Source organism: Streptomyces sp. PsTaAH-137 (assembly GCF_003259365.1).
In the GTDB taxonomy this organism is placed as follows: domain Bacteria; phylum Actinomycetota; class Actinomycetes; order Streptomycetales; family Streptomycetaceae; genus Streptomyces.
The window spans coordinates 84,143-101,816 of the sequence record NZ_QLLY01000020.1 but is presented as its reverse complement, the minus strand read 5'-3'; the positions used below and the strand labels follow the sequence as shown (position 1 = coordinate 101,816).

The following is a 17,674-nucleotide window of genomic DNA, read 5'->3' as shown; positions in this document are numbered from 1 at the left end:
CGTGAAATCTAAGGATCCCTCCGATCCTGTGCCATTGACAGCTGTCACGCATCTGTGGCCGCCACCTCAGACATCTGTATGAAGGAACGCCTGAGGTGCGTGAGAATGGTGGGGTGAAGGGCGATTACCAGGAACTGGTCGACGAGATCTCGGCGCTGCTCGGCGCCCCCGCGACGCTGGAGAACCGCGATTTCCGGCTGATCGCGTTCGGCCAGCAGGTGAGCGCCGACGAGTACGACGAGGCGGCCCTCGACCCGGTCCGCACCCGCTCGATCCTCACGCGCAGCTCGACGCCGGCGGTCCGCGCCTGGTTCGAGGGCTTCGGCATCGCCCGCGCCACGGAGCCGGTGCGCATCCCGGCGACCCCCGAGGCGGGCGTCTACCGCGGCCGCATCTGCCTGCCCGTGCGCCACCGCGGATTCGTGCTCGGCTACGTATGGCTCCTGGACGACGAGCCGGGGCCCGCCCAGGAACAGCTGGACGCGGCGATGGAGGTCGCGGGCCGGATCGGCGCACTGCTCGCGGACGAGGCACAGGCGGGCGCCGACCTGACCCGCGAGTTCCACTCGGTGCTGACCGCCGAGCGCGGCTGGCAGCGGGACATGGCGGTGGCCGCGCTGCGGACGGCGCTGGGCACGCGGGCCGACGGGCTGCACGCGGTGGTGTGCGTGGCGCCCTGGCCCTCGGCCGACCCGGACGACGCGCCGTCGGTCCGTACCCTTCCGGCGGCGGACGCGCTGTGCACCGTCCCCTGGGGTACGACGGGCCAGTGCCTGGCGCTGCTGGTGCGGCTGCGCTCGTCGGAGGTGCTGACCCCGGCGCTCACGGCGGCGGAGAAGCTGCGCTCCCGCGCGGGCGCGGGCGCGGGCCCGGTCGCGGCCGGCATCGGCGCTCCGCGCACCGATCTGGCGGAGCTGGCCACATCCTGGCACGAGGCGCGGGCCGCCGCCCGCACCGCGCTGGCCAATCCCCGGCTCGGCCCCGACGCCCAGTGGTCGGCGATCGGCCCGTACCGGCTGCTGACGGCGCTGCCCGCCGACTCGGCGCACGACCCGACGCTGACCGCGCTGCTCTCCCCCGCCCACCGCCAACTGGCGCACACCGCCGAGGTGTTCCTCGACTGCGCGGGCCAGGCGGGGCGTACGGCGGCGGCCCTCGGCATCCACCGCCAGACCCTCTACTACCGCCTGTCCCGCGTCGAGCAGCTCACCGGGCTCGACCTGGACGAGGGCGAGGACCGGCTGCTGCTGCACATGGGCCTGAAGGCGGCGCGGCTCTAGGTGGTGTCCGCTAGCGGGCCGCTTCCATCAACTGCCGCAGCCCCTCCGTGAGTTCGTCCGCGCTCGGCGAGAACTCCGGGTCGAAGGTGTACTGGGCGAAGAGGCCGATGACGAGCACCGAGAAGAACTTGCCGAGGGTGTCCACGCTCGGGTCGTCGGCCGGCGGCTCCTCCCCCATGACCATGCCGATGAAGCCGCGCCCCGCCTCCCGCTGGGCCGCGACCATCTGCGCGCGCAGGTCCGGCATCTTGTCGCCCATCGTGATCAGCTCCATGCTCAGGTGCCAGATGGAGCCGGGCTTGCCGAAGCTGTCGGTGACGCCCCCGACGACGGCCCTGATCCGCTCCAGCGAGCCCGGCGCGCCCGGCAGTTCGCCCGGCCCGCCCCACTCCTCCGCGGCCGCCTCGGCCAGTGCCACGTAGGCCTGGGCGAGCAGCGCGTCCTTCGATCCGTAGTGGTAGCCGATGGACGCCAGGTTCGTCCCCGACTCCTTGACGACGTCGCGCGCGGTCGTCCGCGCGAACCCCTTCTCCAGCAGGCAGCGCTTGGCGCCTTCGAGCAGATCCTCACGGTGTCCCATGCGAGGCACCGTACCCCGTGTCCATACGGCCGTCCTATACCCACGTCTTACACGATCGTTCTATACACCCGTACTAGACAAGCGTTTAATACGTCCGTACAGTCCTGCTCATGACGAACCCGACGAGCACCACCACAGCCCCCAACTCCCTTGCGGGGCGCAAGGAATGGACCGCCCTGGTCGTCCTGATGCTGCCGCTGCTCCTGGTCTCCATGGACGTCTCGGTGCTCTACTTCGCGATCCCCCAGATCAGCGCAGACCTGGCGCCGACCGGCACCCAGCAGCTGTGGATCTTCGACATCTACGCGTTCGTGCTCGCCGGACTGCTGATGACGATGGGCTCGCTCGGCGACCGCATCGGGCGCCGCAAGCTGCTGCTGACCGGCGCGGTGGCCTTCGGCGCGGCCTCCGTCTGCGCGGCGTACGCGAACAGCGCGGAGATGCTCATCGCGGCCCGCGCCGTGCTCGGCATCGGCGGCGCCACGCTCATGCCGTCCACGATGGCGCTGGTGCGCACCATGTTCCGCGACGCCGGGCAGCGGGCGAAGGCCATCGGCATCTGGTCCGGCGTCATGACCGGCGGCATCGCGCTCGGCTCGGTGATGAGCGGCATCCTCGTCGAGCACTTCTGGTGGGGCTCGGTGTTCCTGGTGAACCTGCCCGCGATGGTGCTCCTGCTGATCCTCGCGCCGCTGCTGCTCCCCGAGTTCAAGAACCCGAACCCCGGCCGCTTCGACCTGCTGAGCGTGCCGCTGTCGATGGCCGCGGTGCTTCCCCTCGTCTACGGGATCAAGGAGATCCCTTCCGAGGGGTTCGAGCCGTCCTACGTCGTCTCGATCGCCGTCGGCCTGGTCTTCTCGCTCCTCTTCGTCCGGCGCCAGCGCAGGACCGCGTCACCGCTGATCTCCCCCGCGCTGTTCCGGCACCGCGGGTTCGGTCCGGCCGTGCTGCTCAATCTGATCTCGGCGTTCGCGATGCTGGGCTCGGCGTACTTCACCACGCAGTACCTCCAGTCGGTCCTCGGCATGAGCGCGCTGGAGGCCGCCCTGTGGGCGCTGCTGCCCAGCGTCCTCATCGGCTGCGCGGCGCCCGTCGCCACCGTCCTCGTCCAGCGCGGTGTGCAGCGCTCCACGGTCGTGGCGATCGGGTTCCTGACCAGTGCCTGCGGGTACGGCCTGCTGGCGCTCACCGGCACCGACTCGCTGTGGACCGTGCTGGCCGGGGCCGGCGTCCTGGCCTGCGGCGCGGTCATCGTCGGCTCCCAGCTGACCGATCTGGCGCTCGGCGCGGCTCCGGTCGAGAAGGCGGGTGCGGCGTCGTCCCTGCTGGAGACGGGGCAGGAGTTCGGCGGGGCGCTCGGTATGGCGGTGCTCGGCTCGATCGGCACCGCGGTGTACCGGCACGATCTGGTGGGGGCTCCGGCCGGGGCTCGCGAGACGCTGGGCGGCGCGCTGGCCCTGGCCGACCGGTCACCGGGGCTGCTCACCGCTGCACGGGAGGCCTTCACCGATGGAATGCACGTGGCGGCGTCCGCCGGAATCGCGGTACTCCTGATCGCAGCCCTCCTGGCAACCCGCACCCTACGCAACCCGCGCCCCTGAGGCATGCGCTCCGCGCAGCCTCCCCTGATGAGATGCCGCACGAAGTGCGCATCTCAGGGGCGCGGGGAACTGCGCGAGAAGCGGCCACCGGCCCGCGCGTGACCAACTACCCAGGGGCGCGGGGAACTGCGCGACCAGCCCCCCACCGGCCCGCACCCGACGAACAACCCGGGCGCGACCAGCCACGACGGAGGCGGGCGTGCCAGGATGGGCGGGTGGCACAGACATTCGGTACGCCGTTCATCGGCCGGGAGGGCGAACTCGCCCGGCTCACCGGCGTCCTGGAGCGAGCCGCCGCAGGCGACCCCCGCGCCGTCCTGCTCGCCGGAGACGCGGGCGTGGGCAAGACCCGCGTCCTGACAGAGGCGGCAGCCCACGCCGCCGGCACCGGCACCACCGTCCTGACCGGCCACTGCGTGGACCTCGGCGACGTGGGCCTGCCCTACCTCCCGTTCACGGAGATCCTCGGCGCGGCGGCGACCGACGACCGCCTCGCCCCGGCCTTCGCGGCGCACCCCGCGGTGGACCGCCTGATCGGCTCGGCCGGAACCGCGGCGCCGGACCCCGGCTCCCGCCTCCAGCTCTTCGAGGGCGTCGCGAGCCTCCTCGCCGACCTGGCCGACCTGGCCCCGCTCCTGCTGATCCTCGAAGACCTGCACTGGGCCGACCAGTCCTCCCGCGACCTGCTCCGCTTCCTGCTCAGCCGGGGCGTCCTGCGCCTCCCGCTCTTCGCCTCGTACCGCACGGACGACCTGCACCGCCGCCACCCCCTGCGCCCGCTCCTCGCCGAACTGATCAGACTCCCCTCGGTCGACCGCCTGGAGCTGCGCCCACTGGCCGACGCCGACGTGGCCCGGCTCGTGCGCGCGCTGGGCAGCACCCCCGTCCCCGACAGCACGGTCCGCCGCATCGTCGACCGCGCCGAGGGAAACGCCTTCTACGCCGAGGAGTTGCTGGCCGCGCTCCCCGGCGACGAGGGCCTCGGCGGCCTCGGCGACGTCCTGCTCATCCGCATCGAGCAACTGTCGGAGACCACCCAGCAGGTGCTGCGCACGGCGGCCGTCGCGGGACGCCGGGTCGGCCACGACCTGCTGCGCGACGCCGTCCGGCTGCCGCAGGAGGAGCTGGAGTCGGCGCTGCGCGAGGCCGTCGGGCACCAGCTGCTGCTGCCGGACGACGACGGCACGTACTCCTTCCGCCACGCCCTCACCCGCGAGGCCGTCTACGCGGACCTGCTGCCCGGCGAACGGGTGCGGCTGCACGGCCTGTTCGCCGAACTGCTCGGCCGCCCGGGCCATCCGCCGCAGAGCGCGGCCGAGCGCGCCCACCACTCGCGCGAGAGCCACGACCTGGCCGACGCGCTGACGGCCTCCCTCGAAGCCGCCGAGCACGCCCAGCGCGTCGGCGCGCCCGCCGAGGAACTGCGCCACCTGGAGAGCGCCCTCGACCTGTGGTCCGCGGTGGACGCCCCCGCCCGCCCCGCGGACACCGACCCGGTCGCCCTCACCCTGCGCGCCTCGGCGGCCGCCGCCCACGCGGGCGACCCGCATCGCGCGGTCCAGCTCACCCGCCACGCGCTCGCCCAGGCCGGCCCGGACACCGACTCCGAACTCGCCGCCCGGGTCCGCTACACCCTCGCGGGCAACCTCATACGCATCGACCACCTGGAAGCCGCGTTCACGTACAGCAGCGAGGCGCTGGCCCTGATCCCGGCCGAGCCCCCGTCCCGTACGTGGGTGTGGGCGGCCGCGACCCACGTCCTGGCCGCCCGGAACGTGGGCCGCGACAAGGACGCCGAGCAGGTCGCCCGGCAGGCGCTCGACATCGCCGAGGAACTGCGGCTGACCGACGCCCAGGCCGACCTGATGGTCTCGCTGGTCGGCCTGTCACCCGACAACCGGCGCACCGAGCCAGGCCGGGAGCGGCTGACGCGGGCCCGCGACCTGGCCCGCGCCGCCGGGAACCTGCCGGTCGAGATGCGGGCCCTCTACAGCCTCGCCCTCGGCTGCTACGAGTCCGGGGAGCTCGACGCCTGTCTGGCCTGGCTCGGCGACGGCATCGACCGCGCCCGCCGCGCCGGGCTGCTCTCCTCCCCGTACGCCCTGGAGCTGCGCTACCTCCAGTCCCTACTGCTCTACACGCTGGGCCGCTGGGACGAGTGCGCGCGGGCGGCCGCCACCGACAGCGAACTGCTCCCGACCGCGGGCGGGTTCACCACCGCGCCCGCGCTGTACGTCGCCCTGGCGCGCGGCGACCTGGACACCGCCGTCGCAGGCGCCCGCACCTTGCTGAGCGGCCCCGCGGACTGGATGGCGACGCTCGTCGCGAGCATCGTGCTGACCGACGCGGCGGCCCTGCGCGGTGCCGCCGACGACTCCGTGCGGCAGGTGCGGGCCGCGATCGACGCGCTCACGGAGGCCTCCACCACCGAGCTGCCCGACGTCCTGGTGCGGCTCTCCGCGCTGGCCCTGTCGCCGGTCGCGGACGCGGCGGAGGCGGCCCGCCTGTCCGGCGACACGGCGGGCGCCGAGCACTGGACGCGGATCGCCGACGAACTGGCCGGGATGGCCAGGACCACGGCGGCCCGGGGCGACGACGGCACCCCGCAGGGGCCCGAGGGCCTGGCCTGGCTGGCCCGCGCCGAGGCCGAGCGGACCCGCGCCGCCACCGGCCCCGACGCACCGGCCTGGGAGCGCGCCGTGACGGCGTTCGGCTACGGCGACCCGTACGAACTGGCGCGCTGCCGAAGGAGGCTGGCCGAGGCGCTGCTCATCGCCGACCGCCGCGAGGAGGCCGCCGAGCAGGCCCACGCGGCCCTTGAGACGGCCGTGGCTCTCGGCGCCGAACCGCTGCGCGAGGACCTGGAGGCCCTGGTCCGCCGGGGCCGCCTCTCCCCCGCCCCGGCCGCCGACGACCGCATCGCCGCCCTGACCGCGCGGGAGAGCGACGTGCTGCGGCTGCTCGGCCGCGGGCTCACCAACCGGCAGATCGGCGAGGAGCTGTTCATCAGCGGCAAGACGGCGAGCGTCCACGTCTCCAACATCCTCGCCAAGCTGGGCGCCGCGAGCCGCACCGAGGCGGTCGGCATCGCCTATCGCGAGGGCCTGATCGAGCCGGCGGAGACCGGCGGGAACGGCTGAGGGCCGGGTCACCCGCGGGTGACCCGGCCCTCAATTCCGCTGTTCTCAGACCAGGTTGACCGAGCGCGCCGAGGTGGCGCCGATCTCCGAGGCCAGCTCCGTCAGCACGGACTGCGGGACGGTGTCGTCGACGGTGAGGACCGCGAGGGCCTCGCCACCGACGTCCGCACGGGAGACCTGCATGCCCGCGATGTTGATGCCGCCCTCACCGAGGACACGGCCCACGGTGCCGACGACGCCGGGACGGTCCTCGTAGCGCAGCACGACCATGTGGTCGGCGAGCGCCAGGTCCACGTCGTACTCGCCGACGGCGACGATCTTCTGGAGGTGCTTGGGGCCGGCCAGCGTGCCGGAGACCGAGACCTCCTGGCCGTCGCTGAGGGTGCCGCGCACCGTGACGACGTTGCGGTGGTCGGGCGACTCGGACGAGGTCGTCAGGCGCACCTCGACACCGCGCTCCTGCGCGAACAGCGGGGCGTTCACGTACGACACCGTCTCGTCGACGACGTCCTCGAAGACGCCCTTGAGCGCGGAGAGTTCGAGCACCTTCACGTCGTGCTGGGTGATCTCGCCGTACACCTCGACGTCGAGGCGGACCGCGACCTCACCGGCGAGCGCGGTGAAGATCCGGCCGAGGCGCTCGGCGAGCGGCAGACCCGGCTTGACGTCCTCGGCGATGACGCCGCCCTGGACGTTGACCGCGTCGGGGACGAGCTCGCCGGAGAGCGCGAGCCGCACCGACTTGGCGACCGCGACGCCCGCCTTCTCCTGCGCCTCGTCCGTGGAGGCGCCGAGGTGCGGGGTGCAGACGACCTGGTCGAACTGGAACAGCGGGGAGTCCGTGCAGGGCTCCTTCGCGTACACGTCGAGGCCGGCGCCGGCGACGCGGCCCTCCTTGAGCGCCGAGTACAGCGCCTCCTCGTCGACGATCCCGCCGCGCGCGGCGTTCACGATGCGGACGCTCGGCTTGACCTTGTGCAGCGCCTCGTCGCCGATGAGACCGAGGGTCTCGGGGGTCTTCGGCAGGTGCACGGTGATGAAGTCGGAGACCTCAAGGAGTTCGTCCAGCGAGAGGACCTTCACGCCCATCTGCGCGGCGCGCGCGGGCTGCACGTACGGGTCGTACGCGACGACCTTCATGCCGAACGCGGACATGCGCTGCGCGACGAGGGCGCCGATGCGGCCGAGGCCGACGACACCGAGGGTCTTCTCGGCGAGCTCGACGCCGGTGTACTTGCTGCGCTTCCACTCGCCGGCCTTGAGGGCCTGCGAGCCCTGCGGGATGTTGCGCGCGGTGGCGATGAGGAGGCCGCAGGCCAGCTCGGCGGCGGTCACGATGTTCGACGTCGGGGCGTTGACGACCATCACGCCGGCCTTGGTGGCGGCGGACACGTCCACGTTGTCCAGGCCGACGCCGGCTCGTGCGACGACCTTCAGCTTGTTCGCGGCGGCGATCGCCTCGGCGTCGACCTTGGTGGCCGAGCGGATCAGGATCGCGTCGACGTCGGCGATGGCGGGGAGGAGTTCCGCGCGGTCCGCTCCGTTGCAGTGCCGGATCTCGAAGTCCGGGCCCAGGGCGTCGACAGTCGCGGGCGACAGCTCTTCAGCGATGAGTACGACGGGTTTGCCGTTGGCAGCAGTGCTCACGTGAGTCCTCACAAGTCCCAATGCGGACGGCCGTCCCGACGGCCGCAAGCGGTGGAGGGGTGGGTGCATGGCCGCGTGGAAGACGCACGACGCTGTGGGCCCGACGCGAATAGTTCAGCAGTGTAGTGGCGTCAGGGAGATGGTCTTGCGCCTCCCTGGAAGGATCACCCGTCCGTGGCTGGACGGGTTGGACAACCCGGCCACGATCGTGTGGCCGCGCCATGGAGACCCCATGGAGAACGGGGCCGCGGCGTGCGCCGCGGCCCCGTCCCGAAGGCTTACGCCTCCTCGTTGTCCACCCAGCTCATGAGCTTGCGCAGCTCCTTGCCGGTGGTCTCCAGCAGGCTGCTGGCGTCCTGCTCCTTGTACTCGTTGTACTTCTTCAGGCCGCCGTGGTACTCGGCCATCCACTCGCGGGCGAAGGTGCCGTCCTGGATCTCGGCGAGGACCTTCTTCATCTCGGCCTTGGTGGCGTCCGTGATGATCCGCGGGCCGGTGACGTAGTCGCCCCACTCGGCGGTCTCGGAGATCGACCAGCGCATCTTCTCCAGGCCGCCCTCGTACATGAGGTCGACGATGAGCTTCAGCTCGTGCAGGCACTCGAAGTACGCGATCTCCGGCTGGTAGCCGGCCTCGGTCAGCGTCTCGAAGCCCGCCTTCACCAGCGCGGCCGTGCCACCGCAGAGGACGGCCTGCTCGCCGAAGAGGTCGGTCTCGGTCTCCTCGGTGAAGGTCGTCTTGATGACGCCGGCGCGGGTGCCGCCGATGCCCTTGGCGTACGACAGCGCCAGCTCGAAGCCCTTGCCGGTGGCGTCCTGCTCGACGGCCACGATGCACGGAACGCCGCGGCCCTCCTCGTACTGGCGGCGCACCAGGTGGCCCGGGCCCTTGGGCGCGACCATGCAGACGTCGACGCCCGCCGGCGGCTTGATGAAGTCGAAGCGGATGTTGAGGCCGTGGCCGAAGAACAGCGCGTCGCCGTCCTTCAGGTTGTCCTTGATGGACTCCTCGTAGACCTGGGCCTGGATCGGGTCCGGGACGAGGATCATGATGACGTCGGCCTCGGCGGCGGCCTCCGCCGGGGTGACGACGCGCAGGCCCTGCTCCTCGGCCTTCGCCTTGGACTTGGAGCCCTCGTGCAGACCGATGCGCACGTCGACACCCGAGTCGCGCAGGGAGAGCGCGTGGGCGTGGCCCTGGGAGCCGTATCCGATCACCGCGACCTTGCGGTTCTGGATGATGGACAGATCGGCGTCGTCGTCGTAGAACAGCTCGGCCACTGGGGTTCTCCTTGGTGTGCGGTGTTGCGTCCCACCGTACGGCGGGGTGCGGAAGTGAAGTTTCGGGGTCTCGGTATACGAGAGGGCGTGCGGGGTTACGCGGTGCGGTCGAGGGCGCGCAGGCTCCGGTCGGTGATGGAGCGCGAGCCGCGGCCGATCGCGATGGTGCCGGACTGGACGAGCTCCTTGATGCCGAACGGCTCCAGCATCTTGAGCATCGCCTCCAGCTTGTCGGCGGAGCCGGTGGCCTCGATGGTGACGGCCTCCGGGGAGACGTCCACCGTCTTGGCGCGGAAGAGCTGGACGATCTCGACGATCTGCGAGCGCGTCTCGTTGTCGGCGCGGACCTTGGCGAGCACCAGCTCGCGCTGGACGGCCGCGCCGGGCTCCAGCTCGACGATCTTCAGGACGTTGACCAGCTTGTTGAGCTGCTTGGTGACCTGTTCGAGCGGCAGGTCCGCGACATTCACCACGATGGTGATGCGGGAGATGTCGGGGTGCTCGGTGACGCCGACGGCGAGCGAGTCGATGTTGAAGCCGCGGCGCGAGAAGAGGGCGGTGATCCGGGCGAGGACACCGGGCTTGTTCTCGACGAGGACGGAGAGCGTGTGCTTGGTGGACATGGTGAGTTCCTTCTCCTGCGCTCTCAGTCTTCTTCGCTGTCGCCGAAGTCGGGGCGGACGTCCCGGGCGGCCATGATCTCGTCGTTGGAGGTGCCGGCGGCGACCATCGGCCACACCATGGCGTCCTCGTGGACGATGAAGTCGACGACGACCGGGCGGTCGTTGATCGAGTTCGCCTCCTCGATGCACTTGTCGAGGTCCTCGGGGCGCTCACAGCGGATGGCGTAGCAGCCCATCGCCTCGGACAGCTTGACGAAGTCCGGGATGCGGGTGCCCTTGTTGGGCGGGGTCTCGCCGTCCGGGCCCGCGTGCAGCACGGTGTTGGAGTAGCGCTGGTTGTAGAACAGCGTCTGCCACTGCCGGACCATGCCCAGGGCGCCGTTGTTGATGATGGCGACCTTGATCGGGATGTTGTTCAGGGCGCAGGTGGTCAGTTCCTGATTGGTCATCTGGAAGCAGCCGTCGCCGTCGATGGCCCAGACGGTCTGGCCCGGGGCACCGGCCTTGGCGCCCATCGCGGCGGGGACCGAGTAGCCCATGGTCCCGGCGCCGCCGGAGTTCAGCCAGGTCGCCGGCTTCTCGTACTGGATGTAGTGCGCGGCCCACATCTGGTGCTGGCCGACGCCCGCCGCGAAGATCGTGTCCGCGGGGGCGAGCTGCCCGATCCGCTCGATGACCTGCTGCGGGGAGAGCGAGCCGTCCGCGGGCTGGTCGTAGCCGAGCGGGTAGGTCTCGCGCCAGCGGTTGAGGTCCTTCCACCAGGCGCTGTAGTCGCCGGTGTGCCCCTCGCTGTGCTCCTTCTGCACGGCCTGGATCAGGTCGGCGATGACCTCGCGGGCGTCGCCCACGATCGGCACGTCGGCGGCGCGGTTCTTGCCGATCTCCGCGGGGTCGATGTCCGCGTGGACGATCTTGGCGAACGGCGCGAAGCTGTCCAGATTGCCGGTGACGCGGTCGTCGAAGCGGGCGCCGAGGGCGACGATCAGGTCGGCCTTCTGCAGCGCGGTGACGGCGGTGACCGCACCGTGCATGCCCGGCATTCCCACGTGCAGCGGGTGGCTGTCGGGGAACGAACCGAGCGCCATCAGGGTGGTGGTGACGGGCGCTCCGGTGAGCTCGGCGAGGACCTTCAGCTCGGCGGTGGCCTGCGCCTTGAGGACGCCGCCACCGACGTACAGGACGGGCCGCTTCGCACTGGTGATGAGCTTCGCGGCCTCGCGGATCTGCTTGGCGTGCGGCTTCGTCACCGGGCGGTAGCCGGGCAGGTCCTGCTGCGGCGGCCAGGTGAACGTCGTCTGCGCCTGGAGGATGTCCTTGGGGATGTCCACGAGGACGGGGCCCGGGCGGCCGGTGGAGGCGATGTGGAAGGCCTGGGCGATCGCCTGCGGGATCTCCTCGGCCTTGGTGACCAGGAAGCTGTGCTTGGTGATCGGCATGGTGATGCCGACGATGTCCGCCTCCTGGAAGGCGTCCGTGCCGATCGCCTTGGAGACGACCTGGCCGGTGATCGCGACCAGCGGGACGGAGTCCATCATCGCGTCCGCGATCGGCGTCACCAGGTTGGTGGCACCCGGCCCCGACGTGGCCATGCACACCCCGACCTTGCCGGTGGCCTGCGCGTATCCGGTGGCCGCGTGGCCCGCGCCCTGCTCGTGGCGGACGAGCACGTGACGGACCCGGGCGGAGTCCATCATCGGGTCGTACGCGGGAAGGATCGTGCCGCCGGGGATGCCGAATACGGTGTCGACCCCGACCTCCTCAAGCGAGCGGATGAGGGACTTCGCACCCGTGACGTGCTCGACGGGGGCGGACTGCTGTCCTCCGGAACGGGGCCGCGGCTGCGGATGGTGGGCCCCGGTGGCCTGCTCGGTCATCGGCATTCTCTTCTCGATGCTGAGGGTTTTTGCGAGGTTTGTGCAGGGTGTTGCGGTCTGTCTGGCACGTGCGTCCTGTCCCGGTGCAACAAAAAACCCCTCGTGCCGTGAGGCAAGCGAGGGGAGCGCGCCGGGTGCGGTCGCTGGGATTCCGATGTCCGAACCGGTGGTCCCAGCTTCAGCCGACGCGCTTTCCAAGTACGAGAATTCGGGTGCGCATGGCACTGACCCTCCCCCCGGCGCCCATTCACTGTCAAGTGGGTGGGACGGGAGTCTCATTATGTGAGCGCGGAGGCGGTCCGCCCACGAAGACCGGCTCGATCGGCCCCAGCGGAACCGGGTACTCCCCCGAGACCAGCGCACGGCGCAGCCGGTACTCGTCGAGCGGCCCGGAGAACGCCATGCCCTGCCCGTGCGTGCACCCCATCGACCGCAGCGCCACGACCTGTTCGGGCAGGTCGACGCCGTCGGCCACGGAGGTGAGCCCGAGGTCGCCGGCGATCCGGAGCAGCCCGCTGGTGATCTTGTGGAGCCGGGCCGACTCGACGACGCCCTCGACGAGCGACCTGTCCAGTTTCAGTACGTCGACGGGGAGTCGGCGCAGCGCCGTGATGGCCGCATAGCCGCTGCCGAATCCGTCCAGCGCGATCCGGACACCGAGCCTGCGCAGCGCGGTGAGGCGCCGCTCCAGCTCGTCGAGCGGCACCCTGGGGTCGCTGTCGGCGAGCTCGATGATGAGCGCGCCGGAGGGCAGCCCGTGCCGGGTCAGCAGCGCCTCGATGGAGCCGAGCGGCATGGAGCGGTCGAGCAGTCGACGCGCGGTGATCCGCACGGCCACCGGGACGGCGTGGCCGGTGTGCCCGCGCTCGGCGGCCTGCTCGACGGCCTCCTCCAGCATCCAGCGCCCCAGTTCGGCGGTGCGGTCGCCGTCGTCGGCCACCCGCAGGAACTCGGCCGGGGTGAACAGGATGCCCTGCGCGGAGCGCCAGCGGGCCTGCGCGGCGACCGCCGTGATCCGGCCGTCGTCGAGCGACACGACCGGCTGGTGCAGCAGCGCGAACTCGCCGTCGTGCAGCGCCGTGCGCAGCCTGGTCGCCAGCTCGGCCTTGCGCACGACGTCGGCCTGCATCTGCGGCGCGTACAGCTCCACCCGCCCCTTGCCGGCCGCCTTGGCGCGGTACATGGCCAGGTCGGCGTTGCGCAGGAGTTCACCCGCGGTGATCTCGGGCTCGGCGAACGAGACGCCGATGGAGGCGGCGACGCGCACATCGTCGTGCCCGTCGATCGAGTAGGGCTGGGAGAGCCTGATTCTCAGCCGGTCGGCCAGTTCGTAGATGTGCTGCTCCCTGGCGGTGTGGTCGCGGCTTCCGTCGCCGACGATCAGTGCCGCGAACTCGTCACCGCCGAGGCGAGCCGCGGTGTCTGAGGCACGTACGGAGTCGGCCAGCCTTCTTGCCGCCTGCACGAGCAGCTCGTCGCCCGCCTGGTGGCCGATCGTGTCGTTGACCTGTTTGAAGCCGTCGAGGTCGATGAAGAGCACGGCGGTGCCGCGGTCCGTGGCCCGCCGCCCGGTGAGGGCCTGGCTGACCCGCTTGGTGAACAGGGCGCGGTTGGGCAGGTCGGTGAGCGGGTCGTGCTCGGCGTTGTGCTGCAACTGCGCCTGGAGGCGGACCCTTTCGGTCACGTCCCGGCTGTTGAGGATGAGGCCGCCGTGGTGGCGGTTGATCGTGGACTCCACGTTCAGCCAGGAGCCGGTGCCGGAGCGGAAGCGGCACTCGATCCGGGTGGTGGGCTCCTCGACCTGGCTCGCGGCGAGGAACCGGCGCACCTCGTGCACCACCCGCCCCAGGTCCTCGGGGTGGATGATCGAGGCCAGCTCGGAACCGACGAGCTCTTCCGCGTCCCGGCCGTAGACGCCGGCGGCGGCCGGGCTGACGTATCTCAGTACCCCGTTCGGCGCGGCGATCATGATGACGTCGCTGGAGCCCTGCACCAGGGAGCGGAAGTGGTTCTCCTTCTGGGCCAGTTCCTGCGTGAGCGTGATGTTGTCCAGCAGCATGATGCCCTGGCGCACCACGAGGGCCAGGACGACGGTGCAGGCGGTGAAGAGCACGATCCGGTCGACGCTGTGCCCGTTCAGCACGTTGTAGAGGATGCCCAGGGTGCAGACGGCGGCGGCCAGATACGGCGTGAGCGCCGCCAGCGAGCCCGAGATGGGCCGGGTGTGACTCACCTGGTAGCGCCGTCCCGCGCTCGCGGGGTGCTCCTCGCGGGCCGTCCTGCCCGCGCCGCCCACCCAGGGCGCGTACGCCATCAGCAGCGAGCCGGCGAACCAGCCCGCGTCGAGGATCTCCCCCGAGCGGTATGTGGCGTGCAGCAGCGGCGAGGTGAACAGGGCGTCGCACATCACGGTGAGGGCGAGCGCGCCGATCGCCGTGTTCACCGCCGTGCGGTTGCCGGGCGAGCGCCGGAAGTGCAGGGCGAGGACCATGCTGACGAGCGCGATGTCGAGCAGCGGATAGGCGAGCGAGAGGGCCGTCCTGCTGACGCTCTGGCCCTCGAACTCGGCGGTGTGCGCGAGGGCGAGGCTCCAGGAGAGCGTGATCAGGGAGCCGGCGATCAGCCACGCGTCGAGCCCGAGGCAGATCCAGCCGGCCTTCGTCATGGGCCGCTTGGCGAGAACCAGCAGACCGATGATGGCGGGCGGCGCGAAGCAGAGGAAGAACAGGTCGGCGAGGCTGGGGCTCGGCACGGGCTCGTGGAGGACGAACTCGTACCAGCCCCACACCCCGTTGCCGAGCGAGGCCATCAGGGAGGAGAAGGCGAACAGCAGCCAGGCGGATCGAAAACGGCTGCGCCGGCTGCGGGCGTACAGGAAGTTCGACACGGCCGCGGTGCCGGCGGCGACGCTCAGCCCGAAGTCGCCCATGAACAGGGCGATCCGGTCGGAGCCCCAGCCGAGCGCGGAGCCGACGGCGTATCCCGCGCAGACCAGGACGAGCAGCAGCTGCGAGCCCGCGCCCATCCGGTGCTCGGGTGACCGGGCGGGCATCGGCCCCCCGGTGCGCAGCGGAGTGCCGAGCGCCGCGGCCGACGCCGCCTTGGCGGTCACCGGCCCGCCCCGGTCCGCCGGGCTGCCCCCACGTCTGTCTTGCCCTGCCCGGTCTGCGGATGCTTTCTGCGGCCGCCGCGCGGTCCGCTCCGGTACGTGTGTCCCCTGCGGCAGCCGGTACTTCGCCCGTGCACGGGCGAACGTGAGGACCGGCGGACCAGCCGTCGGTCCCGCCGCGTCGGATTGTGTGCCCATAGGCCGTGCATCGCCCGTCGCCCCCCTCGCAGTCCGTCACAAGTCCCCGGCGCCGCATGGTGCCGAGCGGCGCTGCCCCAGTCGGGACGATACACCAGTCTCGTCACTCAGGGACATAGTTCCTCTACTCTCCGTGACGACCAGCGGCGATGGCGGCACGGGGTGCATCCGGGCGGGCGCGGAGCGTCAGCACCCGGGGGCGGGCGGTCGCACGGAAGGGATCCGTGGGGCCGCGGGGACGCCGGTGACGGCTGTCAGCCGACGGTGAGCACGAGGTTGTCGAGGGGCTTTCCCTCCGCGAACCGGGTCAGCTGGGCGGCGAGCAGTCTCTTGGCGCGGGGCAGGAAGGCGGACGTGGGTCCGCCGACGTGCGGCGAGATGAGCACTCCCGGAGCCTGCCACAACGGATGGTCCCGGGGCAGCGGTTCGGGGTCGGTGACGTCCAGGGCGGCGAGGATCCGGCCGTTCTCGACCTCCGCGAGCAGCGCCTTGGTGTCGACGACGGGACCGCGCCCGACGTTCACCAGGAGCGCGCCGTCCTTGAGCCGGGCCAGGAAGTCCGCGCCCACGAGGCCGCGGGTGTCCTCGGTGAGCGGGGTGACGACGATGACAACGTCGGCCTCGGGCAGCAGGCCGGGCAGGTCGGTCAGCGCGTGCACCGGGCCGCGCTCCGTGGTGCGGGCGGAGCGTGCGACGCGCACGACCCGCGCGACCTCGAAGGGGACGAGCCGGTCCTCGACGGCGCTGCCGATGGCGCCGTATCCGAGGATCAGCACGGTCTTGTCGGCGAGCGCCGGGCGGAATCCGGAGAGCCACTCGCCGCGCTCCTGGCCGCGCACGAAGTCGGGGATGCCGCGCAGGGAGGCGAGGGTGAGGGTGAGCGCGAGTTCGGCGGTGCTGGCGTCGTGCACACCGCGCGCGTTGCACAACTGCACACCGGGGCGCAGGTACTTGAGCCCGCCCTGTACGTGGTCCACGCCCGCCGTGAGGGTCTGGACCGTGTGGACGGCGCTCATCCGCGGCAGCGGGCGTACGGAGACCTCGGCGCCCTTCGCGTAGGGAACGACGTAGAAGGCGCACTCCGCCGGGTCCGCCGGGAACTCGGAGTCACCGTCCCAGAAGCGGTAGTTGAGCCCTTCGGGGAGCCCGGGGACCTCGTCGGCGGGGAAGGGGAGCCATACATCACCAGTCATGGTCAGGAGGCTATGTCAGAGCGTCTCGGGCGCAGAGGTTAGGTTGGGGGCCTCAGCGAGGGAGGGTCACGGGCACGTGGAGCCAGCAGGTGCGCGCCGGGCGATCGGCGCCGCGGCGCTCGAGGTGGGGGCGGTCGGACTCGGCTGCATGCCGATGAACTGGGCGTACACCGGCTCGCGGCGGCGCGGGGAGGAGTCCCTGCGGGCGGTGCACACGGCGTTGGACCGGGGGTGCTCGCTGCTCGACACGGCGGACATGTACGGGCCGTTCACCAATGAGCTGCTGCTCGGCCGGGTCCTGAAGGAGCGGCGCGCGGACGCGTTCGTGTCGACCAAGGTGGGGCTGCTCGTCGGCGAGCAGCACATCGTCGCCAACGGCCGCCCGGGGTATGTGCGGCGGGCCTGCGACGCGTCGCTGCGCCGCCTCCAGACGGACCGCATCGACCTGTATCAGCTGCATCGCGCCGACCCCGAGGTACCCGTCGAGGAGACCTGGGGTGCGATGGCGGAGCTGGTGCGCGCCGGGAAGGTGCGCGCGCTCGGGCTGTGCGCGGTGGGGGCCCGGGCCTCCCGCCGCGGCGGGAGGGACGGGCTGCATGCCGGAACGATTCGGCAGCTGGAGCGGATCCAGCAGGTCTTCCCGGTGAGCGCGGTGATGGCCGAGCTGTCCGTGTGGTCGCCGGAGGCGCTCGCGGCGCTGCTGCCGTGGTGCTCGGCGCGCGGTGTGGGCTTCCTGGCGGCGATGCCGCTGGGCAACGGCTTCCTGAGCGGGACGCTCACCCCGGGCGAGGGCTTCGAGCCCGACGACGTACGGGCCCGGCACCCGCGCTTCACCGCCGAGATGATGGCCGCGAACCAGCCCGTCGTGGCGGGGCTGCGCCGGATCGCGGCGCGGCACGGCGCGGACGTGACACCGGCGCAGGTGGCGCTGGCCTGGGTGCTGTCGCGCGGCCGCACCGTGATCCCCGTACCGGGCACGAAGCACGAGCGCTGGGCGGCCGAGAACGCGGCGGCGGCGCACCTGACGCTGACGGACGCCGATCTGGCGGAGATCGCGGGGCTGCCCCCGGCGCGGGGCTCCTGGGACTGACCCCTACGGATTGTCTGCGCGGAGATCGGGAACCCGGGCGGGGCGAGCGGAGTATGAAC

11 protein-coding genes are annotated in these 17,674 nt (G+C 71.8%); 4 read left to right on the top strand and 7 right to left on the bottom strand.

Annotation, left to right across the window (positions count from 1 at the left end; all coding sequences use genetic code 11):
• Nucleotides 1-95 precede the first annotated feature (95 nt).
• A complete protein-coding gene (locus tag K377_RS34030) occupies nucleotides 96-1,280 on the top strand; it encodes a CdaR family transcriptional regulator (RefSeq protein ID WP_161195014.1) in 1,185 nt (394 codons plus the stop codon).
• Nucleotides 1,281-1,290: 10 nt separating this feature from the next.
• Here K377_RS34030 and K377_RS34025 read toward each other — a convergent pair whose 3' ends face one another.
• Complete coding sequence (locus K377_RS34025; protein ID WP_111667472.1) at nucleotides 1,291-1,860, bottom strand: TetR/AcrR family transcriptional regulator; 570 nt, start codon at nucleotides 1,858-1,860, stop codon at nucleotides 1,291-1,293.
• A 110-nt stretch (nucleotides 1,861-1,970) separates the two neighbouring features.
• On the opposite strand from K377_RS34025, the gene K377_RS34020 reads away from it, so the two are divergent.
• Nucleotides 1,971-3,461 (top strand): MFS transporter, encoded by a 1,491-nt coding sequence (locus tag K377_RS34020; RefSeq protein ID WP_111667471.1) that lies wholly within the window; start codon nucleotides 1,971-1,973, stop codon nucleotides 3,459-3,461.
• A gap of 215 nt (nucleotides 3,462-3,676) precedes the next feature.
• Entirely contained in the window at nucleotides 3,677-6,601 is a 2,925-nt protein-coding gene (locus K377_RS34015; RefSeq protein ID WP_111667470.1) for a helix-turn-helix transcriptional regulator, read from the top strand.
• 45 nt (nucleotides 6,602-6,646) lie between these two features.
• Here K377_RS34015 and serA read toward each other — a convergent pair whose 3' ends face one another.
• The 6 genes from serA to K377_RS33985 form a co-directional block, all read right to left on the bottom strand.
• Nucleotides 6,647-8,248: a phosphoglycerate dehydrogenase gene (gene serA / locus K377_RS34010; RefSeq protein WP_111667469.1), complete on the bottom strand. Its 1,602-nt coding sequence runs from the start codon at nucleotides 8,246-8,248 to the stop codon at nucleotides 6,647-6,649.
• A gap of 278 nt (nucleotides 8,249-8,526) precedes the next feature.
• Complete coding sequence (gene ilvC / locus K377_RS34005) at nucleotides 8,527-9,528, bottom strand: ketol-acid reductoisomerase (RefSeq protein WP_111667468.1); 1,002 nt, start codon at nucleotides 9,526-9,528, stop codon at nucleotides 8,527-8,529.
• Between the two features lie 95 nt (nucleotides 9,529-9,623).
• Nucleotides 9,624-10,151: an acetolactate synthase small subunit gene (ilvN, locus tag K377_RS34000; RefSeq protein WP_111667467.1), complete on the bottom strand. Its 528-nt coding sequence runs from the start codon at nucleotides 10,149-10,151 to the stop codon at nucleotides 9,624-9,626.
• Between the two features lie 23 nt (nucleotides 10,152-10,174).
• On the bottom strand, nucleotides 10,175-12,025 hold the full coding sequence (locus K377_RS33995) for an acetolactate synthase large subunit (protein WP_181512708.1): 1,851 nt from the start codon (nucleotides 12,023-12,025) through the stop codon (nucleotides 10,175-10,177).
• 253 nt (nucleotides 12,026-12,278) lie between these two features.
• Nucleotides 12,279-15,137 (bottom strand): bifunctional diguanylate cyclase/phosphodiesterase, encoded by a 2,859-nt coding sequence (locus K377_RS33990; protein WP_375605984.1) that lies wholly within the window; start codon nucleotides 15,135-15,137, stop codon nucleotides 12,279-12,281.
• A 449-nt stretch (nucleotides 15,138-15,586) separates the two neighbouring features.
• Entirely contained in the window at nucleotides 15,587-16,525 is a 939-nt protein-coding gene (locus tag K377_RS33985; RefSeq protein WP_111667465.1) for a 2-hydroxyacid dehydrogenase, read from the bottom strand.
• Nucleotides 16,526-16,673: 148 nt separating this feature from the next.
• Between K377_RS33985 and K377_RS33980 the strand changes: the two genes are divergently transcribed.
• A complete protein-coding gene (locus tag K377_RS33980) occupies nucleotides 16,674-17,615 on the top strand; it encodes an aldo/keto reductase (RefSeq protein WP_111667514.1) in 942 nt (313 codons plus the stop codon).
• Nucleotides 17,616-17,674 lie beyond the last annotated feature (59 nt).